This window comes from Bacteroides sp. 224, assembly GCF_010500995.1.
Taxonomy (GTDB): Bacteria; Bacteroidota; Bacteroidia; order Bacteroidales; family Bacteroidaceae; genus Bacteroides.
On the sequence record NZ_QVMK01000002.1, the window covers coordinates 115083 to 139185 of the forward strand.

16 protein-coding genes, 4 tRNA genes and 1 other RNA gene are annotated in these 24103 nt (G+C 40.0%); 11 read left to right on the forward strand and 10 right to left on the reverse strand.

Annotated elements, in window-relative coordinates; all coding sequences use genetic code 11:
• Positions 1-29 precede the first annotated feature (29 nt).
• From D0T60_RS01950 to D0T60_RS01960, 3 genes are all read left to right on the forward strand, one after another.
• Positions 30-359, forward strand: coding sequence for a hypothetical protein (locus D0T60_RS01950; protein WP_163216467.1), 330 nt, complete (start codon positions 30-32; stop codon positions 357-359).
• A gap of 252 nt (positions 360-611) precedes the next feature.
• A complete protein-coding gene (locus D0T60_RS01955; RefSeq protein WP_163216468.1) occupies positions 612-1151 on the forward strand; it encodes a hypothetical protein in 540 nt (179 codons plus the stop codon).
• Between the two features lie 222 nt (positions 1152-1373).
• On the forward strand, positions 1374-1775 hold the full coding sequence (locus D0T60_RS01960) for a reverse transcriptase-like protein (RefSeq protein ID WP_163216469.1): 402 nt from the start codon (positions 1374-1376) through the stop codon (positions 1773-1775).
• Between the two features lie 150 nt (positions 1776-1925).
• Here the strand turns inward: D0T60_RS01960 and D0T60_RS01965 are convergent, their stop codons facing one another.
• Positions 1926-2063 (reverse strand): hypothetical protein, encoded by a 138-nt coding sequence (locus D0T60_RS01965; RefSeq protein WP_163216470.1) that lies wholly within the window; start codon positions 2061-2063, stop codon positions 1926-1928.
• A gap of 422 nt (positions 2064-2485) precedes the next feature.
• Here D0T60_RS01965 and D0T60_RS01970 point away from each other — a divergent pair.
• The 8 genes from D0T60_RS01970 (at position 2486) to D0T60_RS02005 (ending at position 4912) form a co-directional block, all read left to right on the forward strand.
• A tRNA-Phe gene (locus D0T60_RS01970) sits at positions 2486-2559 on the forward strand.
• A gap of 60 nt (positions 2560-2619) precedes the next feature.
• Positions 2620-3444 (forward strand): SPFH domain-containing protein, encoded by an 825-nt coding sequence (locus D0T60_RS01975; RefSeq protein ID WP_163216471.1) that lies wholly within the window; start codon positions 2620-2622, stop codon positions 3442-3444.
• A 60-nt stretch (positions 3445-3504) separates the two neighbouring features.
• Positions 3505-3576 (forward strand) — tRNA-Asn (locus tag D0T60_RS01980).
• 81 nt (positions 3577-3657) lie between these two features.
• Positions 3658-3730: transfer RNA gene (locus D0T60_RS01985), tRNA-Trp, on the forward strand.
• A gap of 4 nt (positions 3731-3734) precedes the next feature.
• Positions 3735-4113, forward strand: a transfer-messenger RNA (tmRNA) gene (gene ssrA / locus D0T60_RS01990).
• A gap of 89 nt (positions 4114-4202) precedes the next feature.
• Positions 4203-4289 (forward strand) — tRNA-Ser (locus D0T60_RS01995).
• A gap of 21 nt (positions 4290-4310) precedes the next feature.
• On the forward strand, positions 4311-4514 hold the full coding sequence (locus D0T60_RS02000; protein ID WP_163216472.1) for a hypothetical protein: 204 nt from the start codon (positions 4311-4313) through the stop codon (positions 4512-4514).
• Positions 4515-4666: 152 nt separating this feature from the next.
• Positions 4667-4912, forward strand: coding sequence for a hypothetical protein (locus D0T60_RS02005; RefSeq protein WP_163216473.1), 246 nt, complete (start codon positions 4667-4669; stop codon positions 4910-4912).
• A gap of 1035 nt (positions 4913-5947) precedes the next feature.
• Here D0T60_RS02005 and D0T60_RS02010 read toward each other — a convergent pair.
• From D0T60_RS02010 to D0T60_RS02050, 9 genes are all read right to left on the reverse strand, one after another.
• Complete coding sequence (locus D0T60_RS02010; protein ID WP_163216474.1) at positions 5948-10840, reverse strand: SusC/RagA family TonB-linked outer membrane protein; 4893 nt, start codon at positions 10838-10840, stop codon at positions 5948-5950.
• Between the two features lie 20 nt (positions 10841-10860).
• Positions 10861-11871 carry a GldM family protein gene (locus D0T60_RS02015; protein WP_163216475.1) on the reverse strand — a complete coding sequence of 337 codons (1011 nt, stop codon included), beginning with the start codon at positions 11869-11871 and terminating at the stop codon, positions 10861-10863.
• Between the two features lie 4 nt (positions 11872-11875).
• Positions 11876-13075, reverse strand: a complete 1200-nt coding sequence (locus D0T60_RS02020; RefSeq protein WP_163216476.1) for a carboxypeptidase-like regulatory domain-containing protein — start codon at positions 13073-13075, stop codon at positions 11876-11878.
• A 508-nt stretch (positions 13076-13583) separates the two neighbouring features.
• Positions 13584-14465: a FecR family protein gene (locus tag D0T60_RS02025; RefSeq protein ID WP_163216477.1), complete on the reverse strand. Its 882-nt coding sequence runs from the start codon at positions 14463-14465 to the stop codon at positions 13584-13586.
• A gap of 31 nt (positions 14466-14496) precedes the next feature.
• A complete protein-coding gene (locus tag D0T60_RS02030; protein WP_163216478.1) occupies positions 14497-15066 on the reverse strand; it encodes an RNA polymerase sigma factor in 570 nt (189 codons plus the stop codon).
• 118 nt (positions 15067-15184) lie between these two features.
• Positions 15185-15433 (reverse strand): hypothetical protein, encoded by a 249-nt coding sequence (locus D0T60_RS02035; protein WP_163216479.1) that lies wholly within the window; start codon positions 15431-15433, stop codon positions 15185-15187.
• Between the two features lie 65 nt (positions 15434-15498).
• Positions 15499-16077, reverse strand: coding sequence for an RNA polymerase sigma factor (locus tag D0T60_RS02040; protein ID WP_239059483.1), 579 nt, complete (start codon positions 16075-16077; stop codon positions 15499-15501).
• Positions 16078-16259: 182 nt separating this feature from the next.
• Positions 16260-19370: a DUF6298 domain-containing protein gene (locus D0T60_RS02045; protein ID WP_163216481.1), complete on the reverse strand. Its 3111-nt coding sequence runs from the start codon at positions 19368-19370 to the stop codon at positions 16260-16262.
• Positions 19371-19673: 303 nt separating this feature from the next.
• Entirely contained in the window at positions 19674-24077 is a 4404-nt protein-coding gene (locus tag D0T60_RS02050) for a hybrid sensor histidine kinase/response regulator transcription factor (protein ID WP_163216482.1), read from the reverse strand.
• Positions 24078-24103 lie beyond the last annotated feature (26 nt).

A 24103-nucleotide genomic window follows, 5' to 3' on the forward strand; every position in this document is an offset into this window, starting at 1 on the left:
CTAATCGTAACACAATAAAATTAACAATTATGGGAAACAAGAACATTCAGGCATATTGTTATTACAAAGAACAATATCCAAACACAGTAGTGCTTTTTCGAGTAGGAAATAACTATGAGGTTTACCAAGAAGATGCGGAATCAGTTGCCAAAATCATTGGATTAGATATTGAAAAAACAGAGGTGAGCAACAGTACTTTTTGCAAAATCACATTCCCTGTTGACAAAGGTCTTGATTTTGTATCCACGCTTGCATCTCATAATGTTATAACAAAGATGGTAAGTCAACGGAATGAAAACGGCGAATTTGACATTCCAGATATTAATCAGCTGAAAACAGACAAAGAAAACGACTACTAAATTTAGAAAATTCAATATGTTAAAATATGTATCTTATCAGTTATGTAAATGACTGATAGATAGATCAAAATCATCTATAAAAAGAAATTTAACATTAATCATAAACAGCTGCATATCAGCTATTTGATGATAAAATTTACCCCAAAAATCCTTTGGAGATTGTAAATAAGAATATATATTTGCGCCACCAATCATTATAGAAATATGGTTGGTGGCTTTTATTTTGAACCAAATTAAAAATATAAATTAAAAATGGAAACTAACGCAAGTGAGCAACCAAAGAAAATTTTCACAAAGCTAAAATTCATCAAGTCAGAACAAACTGGTGCTTATATTAGTTTTGTATCGCAAAACCCTAAAACCGGGAGAATTGTAGGTGTGAGGCAAGATTCAGAATACCCCAAGAAAATCTGCATCATAGATCAGAAACTTTCAAACCTGATTGTGCCGAACATTTTGTATGACGTGACATTGATCCCGATGAAGGAGAAAAATGGCTACATAGCTATTGAAGCGACTCCTGTAGCTTTTAAGGCAACTATAGAAACATCTTATGTTCCGAAAGCTATTTATAAAGTCGAGGTAAAGTTTGGGAACAAAACGATACTGTTTGATCCTGTCGATGGTAAGAAAGATTCTGTAAGGACAATCGCCGGGGTTAGAGAAATCCTGGAGAAACGCATGGATATTGAAAATTTGCCAAGCGTTATCGACGACTTCTCAGAAGCGGCTGATCTATTAATAAGACACTACAACCATGACGGTGTTCAACTTAGGCACAGAAGGCACTAAAAAGCCTAAGCTTCCCAGAAAACGCAAAAAAGTAGCAATTAAAGCTCAGGGGCGTAAATGGTATCACGACACAATTAAGCTACATAAGATTACTTGTAAAGGTGGTCGATTTTACGAACCGGTCTGTAAGTTCTGGGTGAATTCAGAGGTAAAAATGCAACCTCGAATATTGCATGATGATAAAATAAGGCTACTGCCAACGCCTACAAAATATTGGTAAGCATGAGTTTGCATCGTCCAAGTATAGGGATAGCAACAGATGCTGCTCATTCGACAAAAAGATCGATTACTGAATACCAAGGCATAAATATTGAAACTGGAGAAAGATTGTTTTATAGAAATCTCGGAAATCAAACAGTAAATATCGGAGAATTTCTTGCGGTGATTGAAGCCGTTAAATACATAATCGAAAATGACTTCCAGCCTCGTATAATTTACACAGATAGCAAAACAGCTATGGCTTGGTATAGAAATAAAAGCACCGCTTCGAACAAGCGAAACAAAGAGTTGCAAAAAGCTGAGATATTTCTAAAAGCATTTGCTGCTGATGTGGACACCATCGAAGTCCTTCATTGGGACAACAAAAGTTGGGGCGAAACACCGGCAGATTTTGGCAACAAATAAAAGCTATCGACAAAAACTTCAATTGAAACAGGTAATTCTACCAAGAATCTTAATATAATATTCAGAAACCTCCTGAAGATGACATTTTTACAGATTGAGCCACCCAGGAGGCATAACTAAATTATGGTAATATTTCAACTTGACTGAGGATCAATCTTCCTCATCTGCCTTTCGTATAAGCGATGAAATAGCTTTCAATATATCAGCAAGGTCAATATTGATTGTGATTTTCATTCTGCTTACCACTAAAAGAAAAGCCAGATACAGTGCCATCACCATATATTTCACAAAAATATGGCTTTTCTTTTAAAAAAGGCGAATAATTATCAACATTCAATCAGCCAAATATCTATTCATAGTAAATAACTGATTGAATACATCGCGGAGTGGAGAAGAGGTATCTCGGTGTGCTCATTACTCACAGTCTCAGGTTCGAGTCCTGACTCCGCAACAAATTAATTTAAACAGATAGTTATGAATTACAACCAAAGAAGAGATAGCATCTTCAGCACTTTCAATCAAGCCAAGTTAGACTTAGAAAACTTGAACAAAGAAATAAGAGCTAACATTTCCAATAACAAAAGTCGGATTAAACAATTAAGGGAAGAAAACAAAGGCCTTTCATCTCTTAGTTTTAAAAACAAAATTTCGATAAAAATCTTTTCGAAATTCCTCGGCTAATTTCCGGTTTCATCTTTTTATAATCCGTTGTCCTTATAGCTCAGCCTGGTAGAGCGGTAGATTGAAGTTCTACGTGTCAGAGGTTCAAATCCTTTTAGGGACACAATGATGGGAGTGCCATCAGAGTTCTTTGAAATTTTTAATTAAAAAACAGATTTTATTTATGAAGAAATTCATGTATCTAATTATCGCGTTATTTGCGTGTGTAACTTTTACGAGTTGTCATGGAGTCCGGCCAGATGCGGATGAAGAAACGGTGCTTATCAAAAAGCCTTGGTTTTTCGGACATGGTGGAGTTGAAGCAAAGCCTGTTCAAACCGGATTAACATGGTGTTTTTGGAGCACAAGTTCAGAAACGTTCAAAATTGTACCGGTAAAACACGAAGAAGTTCTTGACGACATTATATCAAACGAGAATACGCCGCTGGATTTTAAAAGTATAATTGTACTGAAGGTTAAAGACGGTAAGTCGCCAATACTATTGGAAAATTATGGTGTCAATTGGTATGACAACAATATAAAAGAAACTTATACAAACTTAACTCGACATTATGTCTCCCAGTATTCTCCATTCGATTTGACAAGTAATCGGGAGGTAATCGCACATATAGACTCATGCGTAAAAAACGATATGGTTAAATATATCGCTAAATTATCCGAAGAAAAAGAATTCCCTGTTGTTGTCGAAAACGTTATTACTGGTCGAGCGATACCTAATGATGCGCAGCTTGCTGAAATGAATAATACAGCAGCTCAAATTCAGGCTAAGCAAACACAGGAACGACGAAAAGAAATGGAAGAGGCGCGAGAACAAGCTGAACGACAGCGCGCTATTTCCGATAAAGCTTATCAAAAAGAAATGGGGCTTACCGCTGAACAATTTATTAGCTTGAAAGCGTGGGACATTATCGAAAAGAAGCAAGGCGCAAATATCGATGTTCTGTTTAATGCTGATAATGCCAATCAGATGTGGAACATTAGGCGATAAGGTATTCCAGACTTAAAACCTCTGGCGGTGTTTTCCCGAGCCGTAAAATTCGGGAGACAGGTCCTTGTAGCTCAGTGGTAGAGCAGCTGGCCGTTAACCAGCAGGTCCGTGGTTCGAATCCATGTGAGGACGCAATTTTTAATGGTAATGGATTTGTTTTATAGGGTTAGTCATTGAGACCAGGTTATTGCGAAATAGTCTGGTCTAAAATTTGCGGTAGTAGCTCAGTTGGTAGAGCACCGGTCTCCAAAACCGGGTGTCGGGAGTTCAAGTCTTTCCTGCCGTGCTATGGGGGTGACTGATTTTGACAGCGAATAAAAGTAAATGAATCGCCTGCGGTTGTGAATACCGCGCAACAAAAGTACAAAGCAATTAACTGGCAAAAATAAAATTAAAGCTTGGGGAAACAAGGTTTCTGCCAAAGCAGCAAACGTAATCAATATGTTTGCACAACCAGCAGTTAGATTTTCTGCTGCTGCGTAAAGCAAGTTAAATAACTTTCCAGGTGGAGTTTGAAATTTAGAAGTCTGGTGGTGGAACTCGACAAACCGTCGGCCCTTCCTTGAAAAAGGATATGTTTGCCCGTTCAGACAAAACGAGCTATGGCGTAAGTATATTCATTGAGGATAGTTTGTTTGGACGCGGGTTTGATTCCCGCCACCTCCACGATTTTGTTCTCATTTCATGTTGTTCATAAAACAATCATTTTTAAATTAGACAATTTAAGCTACCCAGTTGTGAAACCCGGTAGCCTTTCTGGAAGTATGGGTGAATTGGTGAAATCAGCTCTTTGCTAAAGAGCCGAACGGTAAAACGTTCTGGGGGTTCGAGTCCCTCTGCTTCCGCGATAAACTAAATACAACGTTATGATAGAAGAAATTACATCTAAAGAGCAGTACGACCATGTTCGCTCAAAATTAGACGATTTAATTGCCGAGGCAACTAAAAAAGGATTATTAGAGCCTGAAATGGACAATGAGTATACTCAAAAAATAGGGTGTTTGAGTATTGCACTTGCAAAATATGAAGACAACATTTATCAATCAAATAAAACCGAAGGGGCGCGATAACTTCAAGCTTGTGTTTTAGGGGGTGTAAGAGACTTAGGTTTCTTGCACCTTTTTTCATTTCTGGTGGTCTATACTCTGTGATTTGCAATTGAATATACAACAAAACAAGAAAACGTTTTATCTTTGCAATATAACAATTAAAATTATTAAATATGACTGATTTAGAGCTCAAAGATATTATAGAAAAATCGAAAGATTATCTTCCGGACCCTAAAGCGCAAGCAAAGCCAGGTAAGTCAAATATATATCGAGTTCCCCGTATTCCTTCAATTGATATAGTGACCGTGCCACCAAAAGAAACAGCGGAGCAAGCCGGGTATTATGAAGTTGAATTTGAATTAAAACAAACTGGGAGAAACCGGTTTGAGTGGGAATACAAGAGATTCATCCAGTATTAAAAATGCACCTATGGTATTTTTGTTTAGAGAAAATCTTTCGGTTTAGTAGTAGAGTGTGCTATATTTGTATAGTGTACATTGGGTGAAAATTATGGTTAAACTGAATTTATTGTTGAAAATTGCGAATTGGACTATATAATAGGACAATACAATGATTTGTGAATTTGAGATTTTAGTAATACATTTGTAGAACAGAAACAGGAAGAGTTTTATGTAATAGTGTGCGAAAAGTGTACATTGAATCATGCTCTTAAATATATAACTACCTGACAATCAACAAGGTAGATTGCTTAACAAATGGTGTCCTGGTGGCACCACACTTTAAGAGTAGCAAAACGAAGCAAATCCCTGAAACATAGACAGTTTCAGGGATTTTTCTTTTTAAGACCACCCCTCTGAAAACGCATAAAATGGCAGTTTATAGAATATTTCTCTTTGCTTATTCATATGCTTTTTTTTTCGGGCCAAAAAAAGCAAACGAAATGGCATTTAATGTGCTGATTTGCTGATTTTTGCATAATCATTGTGCGCTATGTGATGGCGCAAAAAAGTGATGAAGTCAGGAAATAATGGTGTATTCGCCTAAGGATGGTATTTCAAAATAAAAATGACCCCACTTATCAGGATACTTAGGGGTCAATATTAAATAATTTTTAGGAGTCAAACCTGTTTTGGGTTAAGGGGTCAACACACATTGGGTTTTCCAATCTTTTATCATCAAAAAAATGTGTGCTAAGATAGCAAAAACCGTATCCAAGGCCGCAAATGGAACAAATAATACCCCAAGGGCAACTCGTTTTTTAATTATATGCGCAAAAAAAACAAGACAAATGGAGAGATAATAAAAAATGGGCAGCTTAAAAGAAGAAAGAAGAGAAATCTTCAAAAATAAAGAGGATGTGGCAAATTCTTAGTTTTGACACACCCTCTTTTTCACTTTAGTGTCCACCCAAACACCCTTACCAATACAACAATTCAAGTAGGAGCCCCCCCCATTGCCTTCTCCTACCCCTTCTATTTTCAACAACTTCTAAATCAAAACTCCCAATTCAGCGACATTCCTATACTTTTCGATCCGGGAATATTAAAGTAATCTAATCCGAAGCCATTGGAAGCACCTGTTAGGTTCGTTTCCGGATCTACTCCCTTATATTTGCTGAATAATAATATATTGGTGGCAAATATAGACAGTTTTAATTGAGTATTTCGCTGGAATAGTTTTAACGGGATACGATAGCCCAGCGATATTTCCCGGAGTTTGATATAGCTTGCATCTTCAATACCGTCTTCTCCTACTCCATATTCTCCGTAACGTGTCCAACGGTTTTGGTTTATGTAATCTCCATTGAAGTTTACGGGGATGTCGTTCACACTTCCATCATAAAGTGAAACACCGGGGAATACATATCCGGTAGTATTTCGATGATCGGCTGAATATTGTGATGTTCCATAATAATTCATTGTATTCCGGGTTCCATTCCACATCTTTCCGCCTTTCTTATAATCTAATGAAAGGGATAATGAGAAATTACGGTACTCTAAAGAATGAATCCAACTCAATTGCCAATCCGGATTGGGGTTACCTAACACCTGCGGATTATAATCTACTATGGGGAAACCATTTGGTCCAATAATCATATTTCCTTGTTCATCTCGCAGGTAAGCTGTGCCATATAATACTCCAAGCGGTTGTCCTTCAATGGCATACGCACCTACAGCATTATTGACACCAGCCAACATCAGTTTTCGTCCTCCTAAATCGGTTACACGACTCCGTTCGCGAGAGAATATGATTTCTGTATTCCAGGAGAATTTCCGTCTCCGCATCAGCCAGGCACTGAGTTCAAGTTCAAACCCATGAGTTTTGAACCTGCCACAGTTTTCTAATTCAAGGAAATAGCTGACAGTTTGTGTGGGCAGCAATTGATCTTTTCCTCTTTTCCAATAGAAAGAGGGCGATAGCGTCAACCGATGATTCAGCAAACCGATACTTGCACCTACTTCATAATGAGTGATGGTTTCCGGTTTTAGACTTTCCTGCTTTATCTCTCTACTTTCAAAGTGACTGGCACCATCATTCAAATTATAAATAGTCGAATTAAAGTAAGTGGGGTCCATATACAGAGGAATCTCTTTATCCGCACGAGAAACATTGGCACGCAATCTAAGCTCTGAGAATGTATCATTTTGAATAATCCTATTCAGATTTATATTTAAACCTACCGATGGAGCAGATAGGAAAATATGATTGATTGAGCTCCACTCTCCACGCATGGCTGCTTCCAATGTTACTATTTGTTCATACCCCACACTTACTTTACCAAAAGCTGCATTGGAATAACGTTTATATAATCTTTCAAAAGAAATATCTGTTACCCCCTCTTGACTCGGATAATACTGAGATGTATAACTATCTAATCGATCAATGGTTCGTTTCGAACGGTTATATTCATAACCAAGCATCGTATTTATCCAAACTCTATCCCAAGATTTTCGTAACTCCGCATAAAGCTTAGATTGTATAGACTTGAATTCTTCTTCTCGCTTCATTGTCTGCCCCGGAGCTCTATAAACAGAAGCTTCGTTTAAAGATGAAGAAGCTTCTCCCGACAGATAATCAGCACTCAACAGATAGTTCAGAGATAACATTTCAGTGGGTTTATATTTCAGGTTGAAGCTTCCGGTAAACCTGTCTGCCTCATCGCTGAACGCATTATTCTTCACCGACCAGTACGGATTATCCGCAGCAGATCCTGCCGAACGCTGACTGCCATCATCCAAAGTCCACTCCCTATTATCGAAGGTGGGAGGAGTAAGCAGGATTCCCCGCATAACACTGGACAAATTGTATCCTCGTTGCAAGCGATTACCCTCCGTCTTTTTATACTTCAAATCCACATCAAAGCTGATCTTCTTTATTGCATCGGCACCTATCCTCAGCCCCATAGAGTTTGCGCTGAATTTAGACTTAGGTATAAACCCTTGCTGAGTAATATTACCTACCTTGAAATTATAGTAATAGTTCCCTTCCCTTCCCGAAAACGACAGGTGGTTTTTAAGAGAATACCCCGTTTCAAGAATATCATACGCATCGTAGGTTGGAGCATTGACAGATTGTACATCGGGACCCCAGGCAAACGGTTCATCTTCTGTGTTCCAAAGCGGAGTTCCATTCCAAGGACGACCTTGCGCATATTCCCGTTGCAATTCAGGTAGTTTGTTTGGCGTATCAACCGTGAAAGAAGAAGACCAAGTGATGGATTGATTTTTATAAGCAGGTTTCTTGGTTGTTACCAACAGCACTCCATTCGTGGCTCTTGAACCGTATATAGTGGTAGCAGAAGCATCTTTCAACACAGTTACATCATTGATATCATTCGCGTTCATTTGCGAAAGCGCACTATATTCAACAGGTACTCCGTCTACAACGACCAATGGTTCATTATTATCCATGATTGAACTACCGCCTCTGATACGAACTCTGGAGGCATCTCCCGGTTCTCCTGCTGTTTGCGCAATCTGCAAACCGGGTACTCTTCCTTGAAGGTGCAATGAAGGTGACACTTGAATTCTCGTACCTGATACAGTTGAACACGAAGCAACGAAACCCACTGCATTTCTTCGAATTACTCCACTCGAAACCACGACTTCTTCCAATACAGATGCTTCTTCTGCCAATTGAATATTCGGCGTAGTCACATTTGTTGGCGAGGGAGAGGAAGAACGTTTTTTTGACGAATATGATTTACCGCTACTACGCTTATAACTGCCCGCACTAACCGGTTCTACCTGTTTAGGTGTCCTCACCTCTTCGTCCACAGCCAGGAAAGAGGTATATTGAGTAAGCAGATTATATTTCAACCCTAGATTGGTTACATACTCTATTTGTCTTGGGCTTCGTTGATGACGGCCATACATATCACTCCAACCGTTGGTATCTCCTTCATAATATTGGGCATAATCATCGAAGTAACGTATTTGGTTACGTGCCCAAAGATAGCGCAATGCCCGATTATTTTCCTGACGAGCCTTAGCCACATCAAACGTTTGCCGGTAGTTTTCTTCTCCGGATAAACCGCTTAAAGTTATGGTTCCTTTAGCTTCTCCTTTATATTTTCCATAAATCAGGATAGGGCGCTCTGCAAATACATCGGGTATACCTACAGGTTCTACATCGTACACATCGAATTCATCCCAGTCTACAGAAATATTAGTCAATACAGGTTCAGATATTTCATTGATGGCTTTTTGTCCTACTTTCTCTGCCTCGAAGAAGTTGGATACGATATACGGGGTTCCCATTCCGGCATGTGCCAGCCCTTCAATGATATATCGGTTTACACCCATCCCTATTCCAAAAGGAAACAGGTTGGCTTCGTTCAGATGATCGCGTACGTAATTGAAAGCCTCTTTTTCTACGGTTACAAATCCATCGGTAATCACCATAAAAGTACGGGAATAGCCTTCTGTTGCTTTAAAATTCATGGCATTTACCAGAGCCGGATAAAGGCGGGTACCACCACTCCCCTGCCTGCGGTCGATAACATTCATGGCTTTTTCTATATTTTCTTCGGTGGCGGGAAGTGATTCTTCATAAAGCATGGCATTGCTCGATTCAAACAACATCACATTAAAACGGTCGATAGGTCGAAGCGAGGTAACCAGGTTATAAATCAGCTTTTTAGATATATCCAAAGGTGTTCCTCCCATAGAGCCGGAAACGTCTATAATAAATACATACTCGCGTGGAGGGATTTGATTCAAAGAAGGTTTCTTAGGAGGCTGAACCATCAACAGGAAGAAGTTTTCGTCTCCATGTTCGTAACGCAATAAGCCTGATTCTACTTTTCCTCCCTGCAACTCATATTGCAAAATATAATCGCGATCTCCCTGATAATCTTTCGGATTTGAAAGAGATACCACTGCCTGATCGGGCGAAGGAGACTCAATGGTCAGGTTATGAGACATACTGCTTATTTTCCGAATAGGCATACCTGCCTGAATAGTTGTCCGGATGAAGAACCCGGGAGTCTTATCACTCTCAAGTTGATTGATGGAACGATCTACCCACTGTTCGCCCGACTCGGAATAACGGGGACCAACCACAGTTGGGTACACAAATTCATATTGTTTATCTTCGTTCTCCAAAAGTTCGGTGTATTTCATTTCTACCACAATGGTATCTCCGGGCAGTATATTAGCCACATTCATCTGAAATACGTTTGGGCGATGCTGTTCCAACAGAGTAGTTGATTTGCCTTCTTCTTTCGCCTTCTCATATTCCTGACGGGCTTGTTCTTTCTTCTTTATTTTGGCTTCAATGCGTCTGTCTCCAATGGTCATAGCCATGCCATATACAGCCGCCCGGGTAGATCCGGGGAATACATATATGGCTTCCAGCGTATTTTCGCTTTCATTGATATAGATTTGTTTCACACAAACATCCGCAATTACACCGGCAATATTTGCTTCCACATTGGTTTGTTTAAGCGGCATGTGCGCTTCGGTGGCAGCGCTGCTTTTTATCAGAAAGTAAGGAGATAGCGATTGGTCTTCTTTATAGCCTGTAACTTTCAAACTCTCGTCTTTCTCTTCCTTGGTATCTTTTTCTTTTTGAGGAAGAGCCTGTTTAAACTTAAAATTCGATATGCGGTTAGTAGCCGGTTTAGAATTCGCTAAACTAATCACCATCTCCGAGGTCTTCATTCCTATAAATCTGAACTGAATGGTACTTCCCAGAGGGGCTGTAATTTCATAATATCCGTCTACATCGGTCAGGGTGCCGTTGGCTGTGTCTTTTTGCACCACATTACATCCAACTATCGGTTCTCCGTCGTTATCGCTGATTACTCCCGAAACAATACGCATCTCTTGCGAGAAGGTAGCTGTACAAATAAAGAGCAAAAATATGGTTTGTAATATCTTCATTTTCATAAAAGCTTGTATTCCTATTTCATAATAAAATCTATGGGGTCAATGTCTATCACTGTATGTTCGGAGGTTTGCACCTGAATACTCTTTATATAAATACGAGTGTCTGAAGGCAAGTTTTGCAACCAATCTCGCTGTGCCCTCGAAAAGCGAGCCGATGTGGAACTAATTCCACTGACCAGGTCGTTTTTATCGGACATAACAAACGATAGAATCCGGTAATTGCATTTCATATCTTCGGAAAACCAGAGTTCGAGCCGTCCCGAACGAATCAATTCCTCCTTCGTTATATAATCGCCTGTCAACTCGCGAATGGAAATATAGGGTTTATTCAAAGTTAAAACAGCAAACTTCTTCTGCTTGAATTCTTTCAGCGAGCCGTCGCGATGCAATACCCGTATGGATAACAATGCTGTGCCTTCCTTCTCGGGACGAACAATGTAATTGGTTTTCTCGATGTTGGTGATGCTACCATTGTCGATAGACACTTCGATGTTGGCAAACTCGTCTTCATCGTCGTAAATATTGATCGGGTTATCTGCCAGGGCATACAAGATGTCCAATTCTTCGTCTTGCGATATTGCTTCGGCTTCGGTCAACAAGGATAGTATGCCTACCGCACAGCCCGGTTTGCCTTGATCAAAAGACATCACTACTTCATACGTAGCGGCTTTGGGACAAGTAAAGTCAAATCGTTGTAAATCGGTAGAGGTTTGCATGTCGAACGTGCTGCCTATCAACTTATCTTTTAAGTATAACTGTAGGATCACTCTGCCCGGATACTCCTCGGAGTTGCAGACGTTGAACCGATAGGTCATGTTTTTGCTTAATAAGACCGGATATTTAGCTACGGGAACTGCTTTCCCGCGTTCGGAGCCATCAAACTTTACCTTAAACTCGCGCAGGTACACGGCACCGGGGCCACTTTGCGCGGCTGCTTTCTCCACCAGTGTATGGTCGCACTGGGCACTCGTCTGTGTGTAACAGAAGCAGGCGAGGAGCAGACATAGTAAATGAATGTGTTTCATAATCTCATTTTTTTGTATAAATATTGATCTCTGCAGAAATCTTCACGCTATAATTATGTCTCTCCATCTGAAACCATTGGTGAGACAATGAATAATGCCAGGTATCACGTCCTTTCTTATCGGAATAGCCGATGCGCTGGCCGTAGTGTATGGACTTCGGACTATAGTCCGCATTCTTCCGTGAGGGTCGTTTTCCTATCTCAAAGAAATCCGAATCGCCGGCATAAAAGCTGTAGTCATTGGGGAATACTCCTTGCATGGCTACAAAAAAGCCATCGGAAGGCACGTTGATCCGATATTCGGAAAGGTCTACGTCGAACCATCCGTCTGTATCTTGCGGGGGCTGCACCACCAGTATCTCGGGCAGTAAATCTTTTCCGGGAGATTGATGGAGCGTATCTTTCTCTAATACACGTACCCGAAAGGGTGCTTCCACATTCCCTTTATCGGAGAGGTAGTAACTTACTTTTCGGATATATCCGTTTACTTGTTTCTTATTATCAATGTATAGAGCAATCTGCTGGCCATGTGTATCCAAATAAATAGAACCACCTGTGAGTCTGCCACGATTACCCAAACTCTGATGTTTATGACGCGATTTCTTTCCTGCAATTACTACAGGGGCAATACTAACTGGTTTCTCTTTCAGATTAATAATCAACTCAGATTCTTCGAATAAAGTTTCGGCTAAAAAGGTACGTCGTTCATATCCCAGATGCGAAGCCGTTAAGCTATCTGCCAATTCAGTTCCCGTTAATGTTAGTTCAAAAAAACCTCGATGATCGGTTACTACTCCTTTGGATTTTTCTTTAATTTGTAAAGTGGCATAAGAAATCGGTTGCCGGGTTTGCTCATCATAAATAGAGCCTTTCAGGGTGTATTCTCTGATTACCATGGTTCTTTTAGGGAAAAGAATCAGTTGCCCGGCATGTACAGTATAGGCTATTTTATAAGGGGCTATCAGCTTATTGAGTATATTTATTAATAGTTGATCTTGTGCATGGAGGGTTACCGGAGCGCAGTCTGCAAAAAGATCGCTCGAATAGGATACGTGAATATCTGCTTTCTCTGCTATCGTTTCTATAGCTTCTTCCATAGACAGGTTATCGAGTGCAAGGCTAATACGTTTCTCCAGAATCGTATTTTGCGCACCGACAGAGATGATCCCTATCCAAAAACCTACTATGATTGCTATTATTCTCAAAACTGTTTTTTCTTATAAGACAATGGTTAAAGTGAAGCCCCCTAAAAAGGGAAGGAGTTTTTTATGAATGGAGTATTTGTTTTTTTGTTTTGAGTTATTTTTGAACCACAGATTAACACAGATTAGCGCAGATTAAATTTTTAAAATATCAAGATAGGCAGCGTACAAACTCTAAATTTGAAAAATCTGCGCTAATCTGCGCTAATCTGCGGTTCAATTTTCCTTCATTTCTTATTCGGTTTAAGCAAAATACCCTGTTTCGCAAAAAACAAATAACTCCCATACATAATCCTCAGCTTGCATAATTCCCTTTTTTGTATTATATTTGATACCCTTTACTAAATCTCATTCTCGCTCTCTTTGCAACCAACCGGTTAGTTTACATCCCATGTAGTTACAGCTTACATCCCCATGTAGTTGGGGAATACATGCCCATGTAGTTGATCCTCATGTAGTCGCACCTTAGTGTACTATCCTTAAGATGTTTAGGTATGTACCTTTAGGATACTTAAGTATATACCTTTGCACTGCTTAAGTATATACCTTTGGAAGTTCTATCTATACGGATTTGCAATGTGATTTCTATAATTTGCAATATATCTTCCAGGCTTAACTGCTCGAACGTGCTTGTTAGTTGCAATTCGGCAATAGCACTATCCACACTTATCGAAGTTTGATAAGCATTTTCTATTACTCTGACTGCCTCCTTCAAAGGAGTTTGTTTAAATACCAGCCTTTTGGTTTTCCAGGCAAGTGCGTTCGGGTCGGGGTGTTCGTTCTTCTCTAACTTTTGTTCGGTAAGACGACAGATTCCCTGCTCTCCTTTTTTGAGTTCTATATAATCCGGTTTCTTTTCGGTCATTAGATTGACTATTCCGGTGGCTACGGTTACTACCACTTCCTCCTCGGTCTGAAGAGCTTTTATGGAGAAAGAGGTACCTACTACCCGTGTCTGAGTGCCTTTGGCATGTATAATGAAAGGTTGATTGGCATTGGGAGCTATATCAAAAAAGGCTTCTCCCTCCAGGTATATTTCGCGAGCTTCCCCGGTAAATACTTCCGGATATTGAAGAGTGGAGGAATGGTTCAACACTACTTTACTACCATCTGGCAATGCATATTCAAGCGTTTCAGAGGTATTGGTATGTAGGGCAAGGAATAGAGCCACAGGAATCTCATCCGGCGTATTCCGATTCCAAACCGTAACTATACTTATAATAAGTATGGCTGCTACGGCGGCAGCACTCACCCAAGCAAAGATACGTTTCGGACGTTTCTTCTGCTTATCATCAATCCGACGATTCACCTTCCGCAAGGCTTGCTCCACATCCGGAGTAAAATCATCGGATAAATAGTGGGTGATCTGTTCGTATGGTGTTTCTTCTTTCATAATCTTATGACAGTTCTCAAATAGATATCCCCTAAAAAAACAGATAAAAGAATAAGAGGACTAATAGTTTCTGCAATTTAGGATAAAGATGTTCTCGCAATTTTCGCAGGGCAATGCTCATCTGGTTCTCGACGGTTTTCTCCGATATATTAAGATAAGCGGCTAATTCTTCGTAGGTAAGCCCTTCTTGTTTGCAGAGAATAAAGATCTCCCGGCATTTCTCGGGCAATTCTTTCACGCCGGTTTGTATTAGTTCCGATATTTCGGCATCAGACATTGTCTCGCTATCTTCGCAAGTGTTTATCTGTGATGAATACTCCTCTAAATGATGTTGTTCGGTTTGCTTCTTTTGAATAGCGTTTAATGTATAATTGCGGGAAGATTTATATAAATAGGCTTTCACAGAAGTGTTTATATGCAACGTTGGGGCCTTCTCCCATAAACCGACGAACATATCTTGCACACATTCTTCTGCCTCTTCCCGAGAAAGGCAAATAATATAGGAGAAGCGACATAAAGACACATAATACCTGCGGAAAAGTGTATCGAAGGCGGCTCTGTTCTGTTGTTTTATCTCGTTAAATAATTCTATATCGTCCAAACTACAAAGGTTTCAATGATTTGTTTATGTAATCCGGCCGCTAAGATAATTATTAATTAGAAACTCCACCGCCGTTAGCAGGTGTATTCTTATCACAATGAGGAATGGAGGGGGTATTTTAAGCTATTTCCAATGTTTGGAACAAGCGTTTTTTAAGTTCTTCGTTTTCTTCGGTTGGGAGCATATATGTTTCATCTTCCCCAAGTAGAATAGCTTTGGCAATCTCTGCCTCTTTTGCCAATGCAGAATATTCCTTCAAAAGATTCTCCCACTGACTGGCAGCTTCTGAAGGAATATTCAAAGCATAGCAAATAAATTCATTATCCTTTAGTAGATCTTCTACCCTATAATTTACCCTGTAATTCACGCTATTGATACATTGTTATATCATATAGACGCACCTATTTTCTGTTTGTACTCAACTAATATTTATTATTTTGCAATACTACGAAGTTTTACCAATCCGCGATGCATCAAATTTCTTACCGACTGGTAATTCATACTCATAATTTCGCAAATATCTTCGTATTTTCTTTCTTCTATATAATAAAGCGTCAGTGCTTCGCGCTGGCGGGGAGAGAGTTGCCCCATCAAATGCTTTATCATGCGTCCTTCCACACGTTCTTGCTCTGCTTTCAGATATTTTTTTTCAATATCATCAGTAGCAACAGGATCAACATCTTCAATAGCGGCAGTCGACATATTAATACGTTTACGTACCTCATCACAGATTTTATTCTTTAAAGAAATAAAGATGTATGATTTAAAGTTCTCGATAGAACCAAGATCACCTCTCCTTGTGTATACCTTTACAAATACATCATGTATACAATCTTTCAGTAATTCTTTATCATTAGTAAGCCTATACCCGTAGTTATATAATACATTTATATATAAATCATACAAGCGGGAAAAAGCCATGGGATCACCAGCTTGAAATGCATTTAGTAACTGAGTGGTAAGGTCAGCCCTCTCATCTACATTGGATTGAATTGCTCTTGTCGACTCCATTATCACTTGATTTATTGGGTTTTCCATGATAATGCAAAGTTAAGAGGAGTGCCTGTCGGCGGCTGGGAAAATTTGATTGCAGGACAGAAAAAATCAGTACTATGTTGAAGAACAGCTTTTTACCAGAAATTACCAGTTTCAAATTAAAAAGCTGTTCTAAATATTAAGCTTAACTTTTAGGGTTATTTTTTATAGAACCAGTACACGCCTACCTTTCCTTTAGGTGCTTCGAAGGTATACTTTCCATTGATTTTCAACGATTTATAAACTTCTTCCATTTGTCCGGAAGATGGATTTATGTACATTACAGTGTAACGACCATCGGCTAAAGAAATGGGAGTTGAAGTTTCCGAATAGGAATAAATGACACACCCAATATCAGATTTTACCAGTTTCTTATACCCTTCGCCACCTGTTTCTTCTACTTCCATTTGTGCCACATCAGTCAAAAAATGCAAGTCATCCACACGAAGCACCGGACAAGAACCTCCTGCCATTAAAACCGCCCATGCCATAGCCGGATAATTCTGTGCATAATAGGTTACTGCTTTTTCCGGGTATTTAGAACGATATTCGCTTACTGCTTTATAGGCTTCTTCGAATGTTACTTTGCCTACCTTCATTTTACGGGCGTGCTGACGAGGAGCCAGATTCTTACCACCCTCGGGTGCATATACCGTACCATCATTTTTATAATGCCAGTAACGTATATCAATAATGTCTACTACTGCTGCGCGTTTGGGATCGCTCAAAATAGCATCCTGTACATCCTTCGTTGCACTTAGTGCTACCTTTGCCTGTTTGCCTGTTTCCGCCTCCCATTCTGCAATTACATCCAACCAAAATTCCGTAAAGTGTAGAGGTCCTGTATACTCCTCGCTGATTAATTGAACTACATTCTCATTATCGGCAAAGTTGTCAAGACATTGGCGGATATAATCTTTATGCAGCTTACGACGCACGGGATGCGTTATATCATAAAACATTTCGGCTACAAAGATTCGTTTATCTCCTGCAAAATGTACCGGTTCGGGAAAGTCCGTATCATTCACATTATTAGCTGTACGCCAGGGAGAATCTACCCAATGAGCACCGGCCTCCAAAATATTATGTTGAAAGTAATTCTCGTGAAAAAGCAACAATCCATCTTTTGCACCTTTATCCGCAAACTCTTTTAAGCGTGACCAGTACCAGGCATTCGGGCGGGTCAGGTCATATTTGCTGAGTCCTTCCCACGCCATTTTCTCGCTGTTGGTGCGGGCAAATGGTTGTTCATAAAAGGGTCCCCAGACATCACCATCACGGCGACGGATACGTTCGTGGTCATCGCGGCGACGATCATACCATAGGCCATAATTGTGATCTATAACCCGAATCTTTCGTTTGTTCATATAGGCAATCACCGAATCAATTCTGTCTGTTAATCCTTGCCCTTCTCTTCCGGGTACAAAACGGGTGATATGAGGACCTGCTTTCTGTATACTTTGCGTACGCAGTTTACCACTCCACCAAGGCACTTCCAGTTTACCTCCTGTTAATAAAGCGCCATCCATGGTAAGTCGTCCGTTTATAATTTGAATAGACTTAGATGGCTTATCGGACGCTGGGGTCTTCTTCCATTTACTATCATCAATGGATTTTAGTTTGGCTGGGATATCCACCACAAGTTCAGATTGATTAATCCATGCTTCCAGCGTTAATTTAGGTTTCTTTGCTTCTTGCGCCAAGTGCATAGCCGTTTCAATATCGGGGCTACTGGATGCATTGGTATTCATCGGTAATATACGTGCACGGTCGGATACATCTTTTCCAAGGCGTTCTTTCAGTTGGGCATAGAAAAAGCTACGAGGCTGTACATGATTGTTTGATTCTGCCCAATCGCCATCACCCGAGAACTGTGCCCAACAGCCGTAAGCCCTGTTTGCGGCATCTGCTGCCGGAGAGTAACATTCTATTTCAGCAGCCGTACATTGCCAGAATAAGCTATTGGCGGTATTCCATCCGGCTCCGTTTTTACCTTGCCACAGATTCTTAAAGCTAAGATTATGACCATCAATATTCACCACATCAAATAAAACACCACAAGCCCAGGAGTCAATAGAGCCACTAAAGCTAAAAGATTCTTTAGATTCGCACTGTACAAAAGCATTCGGACCGGCAGCGCAGTAGCCTACTGCGAAATCATGAATCCCATATTCTGAGTAGCAACGTTGAAAGAGGTTTTGCTGTCCATAAGTTAAGAATGTACTTCTGCGCATTCCTCCTATTTCTGATACCGGAGCCAAAGAAATACAGTCTTCTACTGTTACTTTGGATGCAGTAGGTTGAAGCACAACAGCACTTCCGGCAAAATGCTTAAAGTTGACTTTCTGCACAAAGCAATTCTCGGCATTTTCTACGGAAATACCTGTCCAGCAGTGATCTTCATCCTTGGGGTAGTTCTTATCATAATCTGACAGAAGCGTTATATTGCTGATTCCAGAGTTGTTGATACGTCCATTCCATTGGTAAGTCACTAATTGTCCACCGCCATAATTGACATCTAAAGCTACTGTTATTGGAGCATCAAATTCAACTTGATTGCCTGTAACTTGTGTCACAGTTCTATCCCAATGGAGATCCATCTCACCGGGTTTCCAGCCTAAGGCGCCGATGCCTCCTCCAAAAACATCACACCCCAAAGAGGCAATCCATTCTTTTGTGGAAGGACGAATAATGAATATACGGGAACCTTCATGAATCTTTCCGTTTGTAGCTGCCAACCGTACATGAGTACTATTTACCGGAATATATGATTCTGCAATCACTAATGTATCAAGCATCTTTATATCCGACTTACCTTCTATACGAAGGAGCGCTCCTCTGTCTACTCCTTTCTTTAATAGGATGGTTTGTTCTTTATTTATGCCTTGCAATACAACGCCGGAGGCTGCTATGTGTAACCCTTCACTTAATTCAAATACTCCTTTATCCAGAAGTACAGTTCCTCGGAAGCCCTCTTTATTTAACGGAAGAGAAGATACATAGTCAATAGCTTGTTGTATCCGGGCAGAGTTATCTCCCTCTTTAGGAGATACCAAGACAGCAGCAAGAACGGCCGGGATATCTTGGTTTGAACTTTTATATCCACAAGTTGAAAAATCAAGAATACGGTTTCCTTTGGCATCAGGTAAATAAACAAGCCGATCCCTTTCTACTTTTAAAGGAAAGGTTTGCGCAGTAACCCGCGCAAACCCCGTACATATTACTAACCATAGTAAAACAATACTCCTAAATAAAGGTATTTTTTTCATTATATTATCAATTGCTTTAGTATGTATTCAAAATTAATTCATCTATTTAATTAAACTGCAAGCATTTACCCCGACAGGGGTAATATGTGCATAACCCTGGGTGAGCGAAGCGTAACCCAGGGTAGATAGCTTCTCTTTTCCTCTGAACCCCGAAGTGGGTTCAACCCTTTCAGGTTGAGTCTGTGTGTAGTGACTTGCCAGCCCCGGGCTGCGCTTCGCTGACCCGGGGTTATGCACATCTCACCCCTCTCGGGGTGATTCATTGATAATGACGATTGAAATCCGATATTGTAATCGAAAAAGTTACCCTTTTCTCCATTCATTGATATATTCCCTCGGAGTTTGATTGTATTTCTTTCTGAAACACTTGCTGTAGTAGCCGGAATCTTTAAAGCCAACTGCATAAGCTACTTCGGAAATACTCATATCGGTATTTTTTAGTAGTTCCACAGATTTATTTAAACGGACTTCTTTCACCAAATCCACAGGAGCAAGTCCGGTAAGGCTTTTCAGTTTCTTGAAGAATGCTGAGCGACTTAAACCTATATTGGAGGCAATGGCATCTATATTAAAGTCGCAGTTGTCCATGTTTTCTTCAATCACCTTATGAATTTTCTCAAGCAGTTGCACATCTTTCTTTACCAGATATTGCTCGTAGTTATCCGTCTCCGGGTTTTCTTGTTGCTGCCATACCCTTTCGCGGAAGAGTTTTCGTTCACGCAATAACTGATCTACACGAGCTATCAGATATTCTTTGCTAAACGGTTTTGTTATATAGGCATTGGCTCCCTGACTAATGGCATTGGTTTTAGCCTCATCATCATTTTTAGCTGTCAGGATAATAACCGGAATATGACTAATCTGGAAGTCTTTACGAATCAGACGAAGCATTTCCAGTCCATCCATCTCGGGCATCATTTGGTCGGTCACTACAATATCGGGATGGTAAAGGTGTACTTTCTTAAGCCCTTCTACTCCATTATTGGCGGTATATACGTTGAATTTGTCTTCCAATTGTAGTTTAATAAGGCTGGCCAAATCTCTGTTATCTTCTACCAATAGTAAAGTGGGTAAAGCTGCATTTGCCGGCTCATCAGTGTCTATATTATCTTCGGAAGCTATATCCATATTCTGCAATTCTTCGTCGGTGGCTTTATCATTATCACTCATGTAGAAGTCGACTTCCGATGGCTTATAATACTCTTTACCTATATTCAATTCAATGGTAAATACAGATCCTTTTTGCTGCTGACTTTCTACTTTGATAGAACCATGATGCAAATGCATAATCTCTTTAGAAAGCGCCAACCCGATGCCGGTTCCCTGATAATAAGTTCCCCGAGAATTTTCTCCTTGAGAGAAGCGCTCAAATATCTCGTCCAACTTACTTTGCTCAATGCCTACGCCGGAATCTTCTACCCGGATATAACAATTCTTACCATCATTGGTAATGCCTGTACTCACAAAAATACTTCCTCCGGCCGATGTAAACTTAAAAGCATTGGAGATTACATTCCTCACCACAATACCCAGCCTTTCCTTGTCGGCCCAAATCATAATGGGTTCATCGGTAAGGTGGAACGAATAATTAATTTCATTCTCCTCGGCCAATATCCGGAACTCCTTATGGAAAGAGTTCATCATAACATTCAGGTTCATCTGAGACACATGCAGACGCATCTTTCCGTTTTGTATCTTACGGAAATCAAGAATCTGGTTCACCAGTTGTAGCATTTGGTCTGTATTCTTTTCCATTAGTTCCACATACTGCTTACCTTTGGAAGACAATCTTTCCTTTTCTTTTAATTCTTGAATAGGACCTTTGATCAGCGTAAGCGGTGTACGCAGTTCATGAGAAATATTTGTAAAGAACTTTATTTTGAGTTCGGATAACTTCTGTTCAATATAGATATCATTCTTCATCTTCATCAGCAGCAGGGCTACCCGAATGCCAAAGAATAGAAATATAGCTCCCAAAATAACATAAATGGTATAGGCCCACCAACTCCTCCACCAAGGTGGAAGAATGGTAATATGCAAGGTCTTCTCAGAAACGGTGTCGGGAGTAGCTTCATCTACGCTTTGCACACGAAACAAGTATTTTCCGGGAGGTACATTTGTATAAGAAGCTATCCGGCTCTTACCACTAAAGTGCCATTCTCTCTCGTAACCCTCTAAAATATAGGTATAAGATATTCTGTTAGGATTTACATAATTCAATGCTGCAAACTCCAATGCAAACATAGACTGATCATATTTTAATGTAATCTCCTCTGCGTATTTAATGGATTCTGTAATGATAGGATGGTCTTTAAAATTCCACAGTTCTTTATTCGATATCTTAAAGTCGACAATATAAGTCTGGAAGTTAGAATTAAAAGATTCTAATTTATCCGGATTAAAGATTAATACGCCTTCTCTACACCCCAACCATAAATCGTTGTTTAGTGTTCGCAGAGCAGAGCCTTCTTCCATTTTCACATTCAGGAAACCATCGTATTTATCGTAATTACGGAAGTGCTCTGTTTGTTTATTGAAACGAGACAAGCCGCTTTCGGTAGCCAACCAAAGATTTTGCTTATCATCCTCTACAATAGAAACGATTACATCTGTATTCAATCCTTCTCGCATACCATACGTTTTAAAGATAGGCCGACGCAATTCATGGTCATACTTAATGAGTTTATTAAGTCCTCCCCCAAACACACTCACCCAGATTTGAGAATCGGCATCTTTGTAAAGCACGTAAATATCATTATCGGCAATATTGGAGCTTGCGCTTTCTTCGCGGTATGTTTCGAATACAATTTCTTCGGGAGCATTGAAATTTCCATCGAAAGACATCAATCCGTCGGTAGTACCCACCCAGATACGTCCATCGGCATCTTCGGTTATATTACGAACTTCTAAATAGAGTCCGTAAGGCGGATAATGTTTAAAACCATTGTATTTGTTTTTAAAAGTAATCTCTCCACCTTCTTCCCAAACTAAGTTGAGTCCTCCCCCCATTAGCCCAGCCCAGATACGCCCTTTGCTGTCTTGGTATGTAAAATAAGCATCGTTATGGTTGATAGAAGAAAGCACATTCGCATCATTCGTGAAACGAGTAAAGCGGAAACCCGCAGGAGAAAGAATATCCGGTTGAGCTTTCACCAACCCATTCCCTTTAGTTGAGAACCAAAGATTTCCTTTATCGTCTTCCATGATATGATATACATTCCCAATAAAGGAGTTTCCTTCGGAGAAAACTTGTTTCAACTGCCCGTTTGCATTTAACCTGTATAGGTCTGCCCACCGGGTACCAATCCATACATCTCCATTCTTTGCCTGAAACAAGGCTCTCACTCCCTTGTTCGAAACATCCAGATTAGAATGTCCGGATAGTTTCTGGGGTTCGAACAACTTAAACTGCTTCTTGGGGAAGTTAACCCGGTAAACCCCCATAGCAGTTGAAGCCAACCAAAGTACGCCATCTTCATCTACCATCTGATCGAAGAAAAGCTGTTCGGGCATTACGTCGGTAAAAGGTTTGAGGGTATTCAGAGAGATCATATTGGCATTCTCCCGATCAAACATTAACATTTCGCCGGCAGGAGTTAGAAAGAATAGTCCTTGCTCTCCGGCATCCTGATATTCGAAGGAAACAATACTCAACCCCACATTGAAAGGAAAGCGTTTAGAGGTTTTATTGAGTGGATCATAATACAATAACGCATTATCATTCTCTACAAACCATATCTTATCATATTTATCGACAAAGGAATGAAGAGCATGTGTTGTATCAAGGCTTACAGGTAGTTTAGATTGTTGCTTATAGCCAAGGTTATACTCATATACTCCCTGATTTCGAACAGATATATAGGCTACACCGGAAGGAAGAATTAATATATTCTGTATAGCATTAGTTACACCCGGCAACTCGTATTTATTGACTGAACCGGACTGAATATTGATACTGTAAACTCCTCCGGCTTTATCTCCTAACCAAACAAAGTCCGACGTTTCGTAAGCACAGGTAAAGATATCATGTGAGGAAACCGACATCTTGCGACAAATAAAATCGGCAGGTTTTCCTTGCAGTTCATCGCCTTTCCTACAAGAAAAGATTTGGTAATCTTGCCCAATCCAGCTTATGTATTCCTGCGTCTCAACAAATACATTGTATTTAAGACGAGAATCATAAGGGTTGATGTCTCCACTGGCATCATGCAGCAATTTTATTTCTATCTTGCCATCGGGAGCAGCGTATGCACGTAGCAGGTTTTTATCTTTCGTAAGTAAAAGCACTTCGCCATCGGGCGTGTTTTGAATCTTAATAATCTGAGTATTCCCTGAATAATCTTTCACATCATCATAAACCGCATGAAATCTCTCATAGTGTTTATTGAAGATATAAAGCTTTCGGTCGATTGTTTTAATCCAAAGGAATCCGTTTTTATCTTCTACAATGCTCTGTATTTTTCGGGGAGGTATGTCGGAGTAAAAGCCTTCGCGGTTATTATAGGTTTTAAATTTTGTACCGTCAAAACTACACAGACCGTACCAGGTACCAAACCAAATAAAGCCATCCTCTCCTTTCAGGGAACAGTTTACGTTGTTATTGGGCAGGCCTTGCTCTACGCCGTAGTGTTCCACAATTATATTGGGGTTGGCATATATTCCAAATGATATAGATAGAAAGAATAAAAGTAAAAGGTGCTTCTTCATGGTTAATTATGAATGTATCAGATCAA

Coding starts and splice junctions, on each gene's coding strand:
- D0T60_RS01950 (WP_163216467.1), top strand. CDS start 30: ATGGGAAACAAGAACATTCAGGCATATTGTTATTACAAAGAACAATAT.
- D0T60_RS01955 (WP_163216468.1), top strand. CDS start 612: ATGGAAACTAACGCAAGTGAGCAACCAAAGAAAATTTTCACAAAGCTA.
- D0T60_RS01960 (WP_163216469.1), top strand. CDS start 1,374: ATGAGTTTGCATCGTCCAAGTATAGGGATAGCAACAGATGCTGCTCAT.
- D0T60_RS01975 (WP_163216471.1), top strand. CDS start 2,620: ATGAAGAAATTCATGTATCTAATTATCGCGTTATTTGCGTGTGTAACT.
- D0T60_RS02000 (WP_163216472.1), top strand. CDS start 4,311: ATGATAGAAGAAATTACATCTAAAGAGCAGTACGACCATGTTCGCTCA.
- D0T60_RS02005 (WP_163216473.1), top strand. CDS start 4,667: ATGACTGATTTAGAGCTCAAAGATATTATAGAAAAATCGAAAGATTAT.
- D0T60_RS02010 (WP_163216474.1), bottom strand. CDS start 10,840: ATGAAGATATTACAAACCATATTTTTGCTCTTTATTTGTACAGCTACC.
- D0T60_RS02015 (WP_163216475.1), bottom strand. CDS start 11,871: ATGAAACACATTCATTTACTATGTCTGCTCCTCGCCTGCTTCTGTTAC.
- D0T60_RS02025 (WP_163216477.1), bottom strand. CDS start 14,465: ATGAAAGAAGAAACACCATACGAACAGATCACCCACTATTTATCCGAT.
- D0T60_RS02040 (WP_239059483.1), bottom strand. CDS start 16,077: ATGGAGTCGACAAGAGCAATTCAATCCAATGTAGATGAGAGGGCTGAC.
- D0T60_RS02045 (WP_163216481.1), bottom strand. CDS start 19,370: ATGAAAAAAATACCTTTATTTAGGAGTATTGTTTTACTATGGTTAGTA.
- D0T60_RS02050 (WP_163216482.1), bottom strand. CDS start 24,077: ATGAAGAAGCACCTTTTACTTTTATTCTTTCTATCTATATCATTTGGA.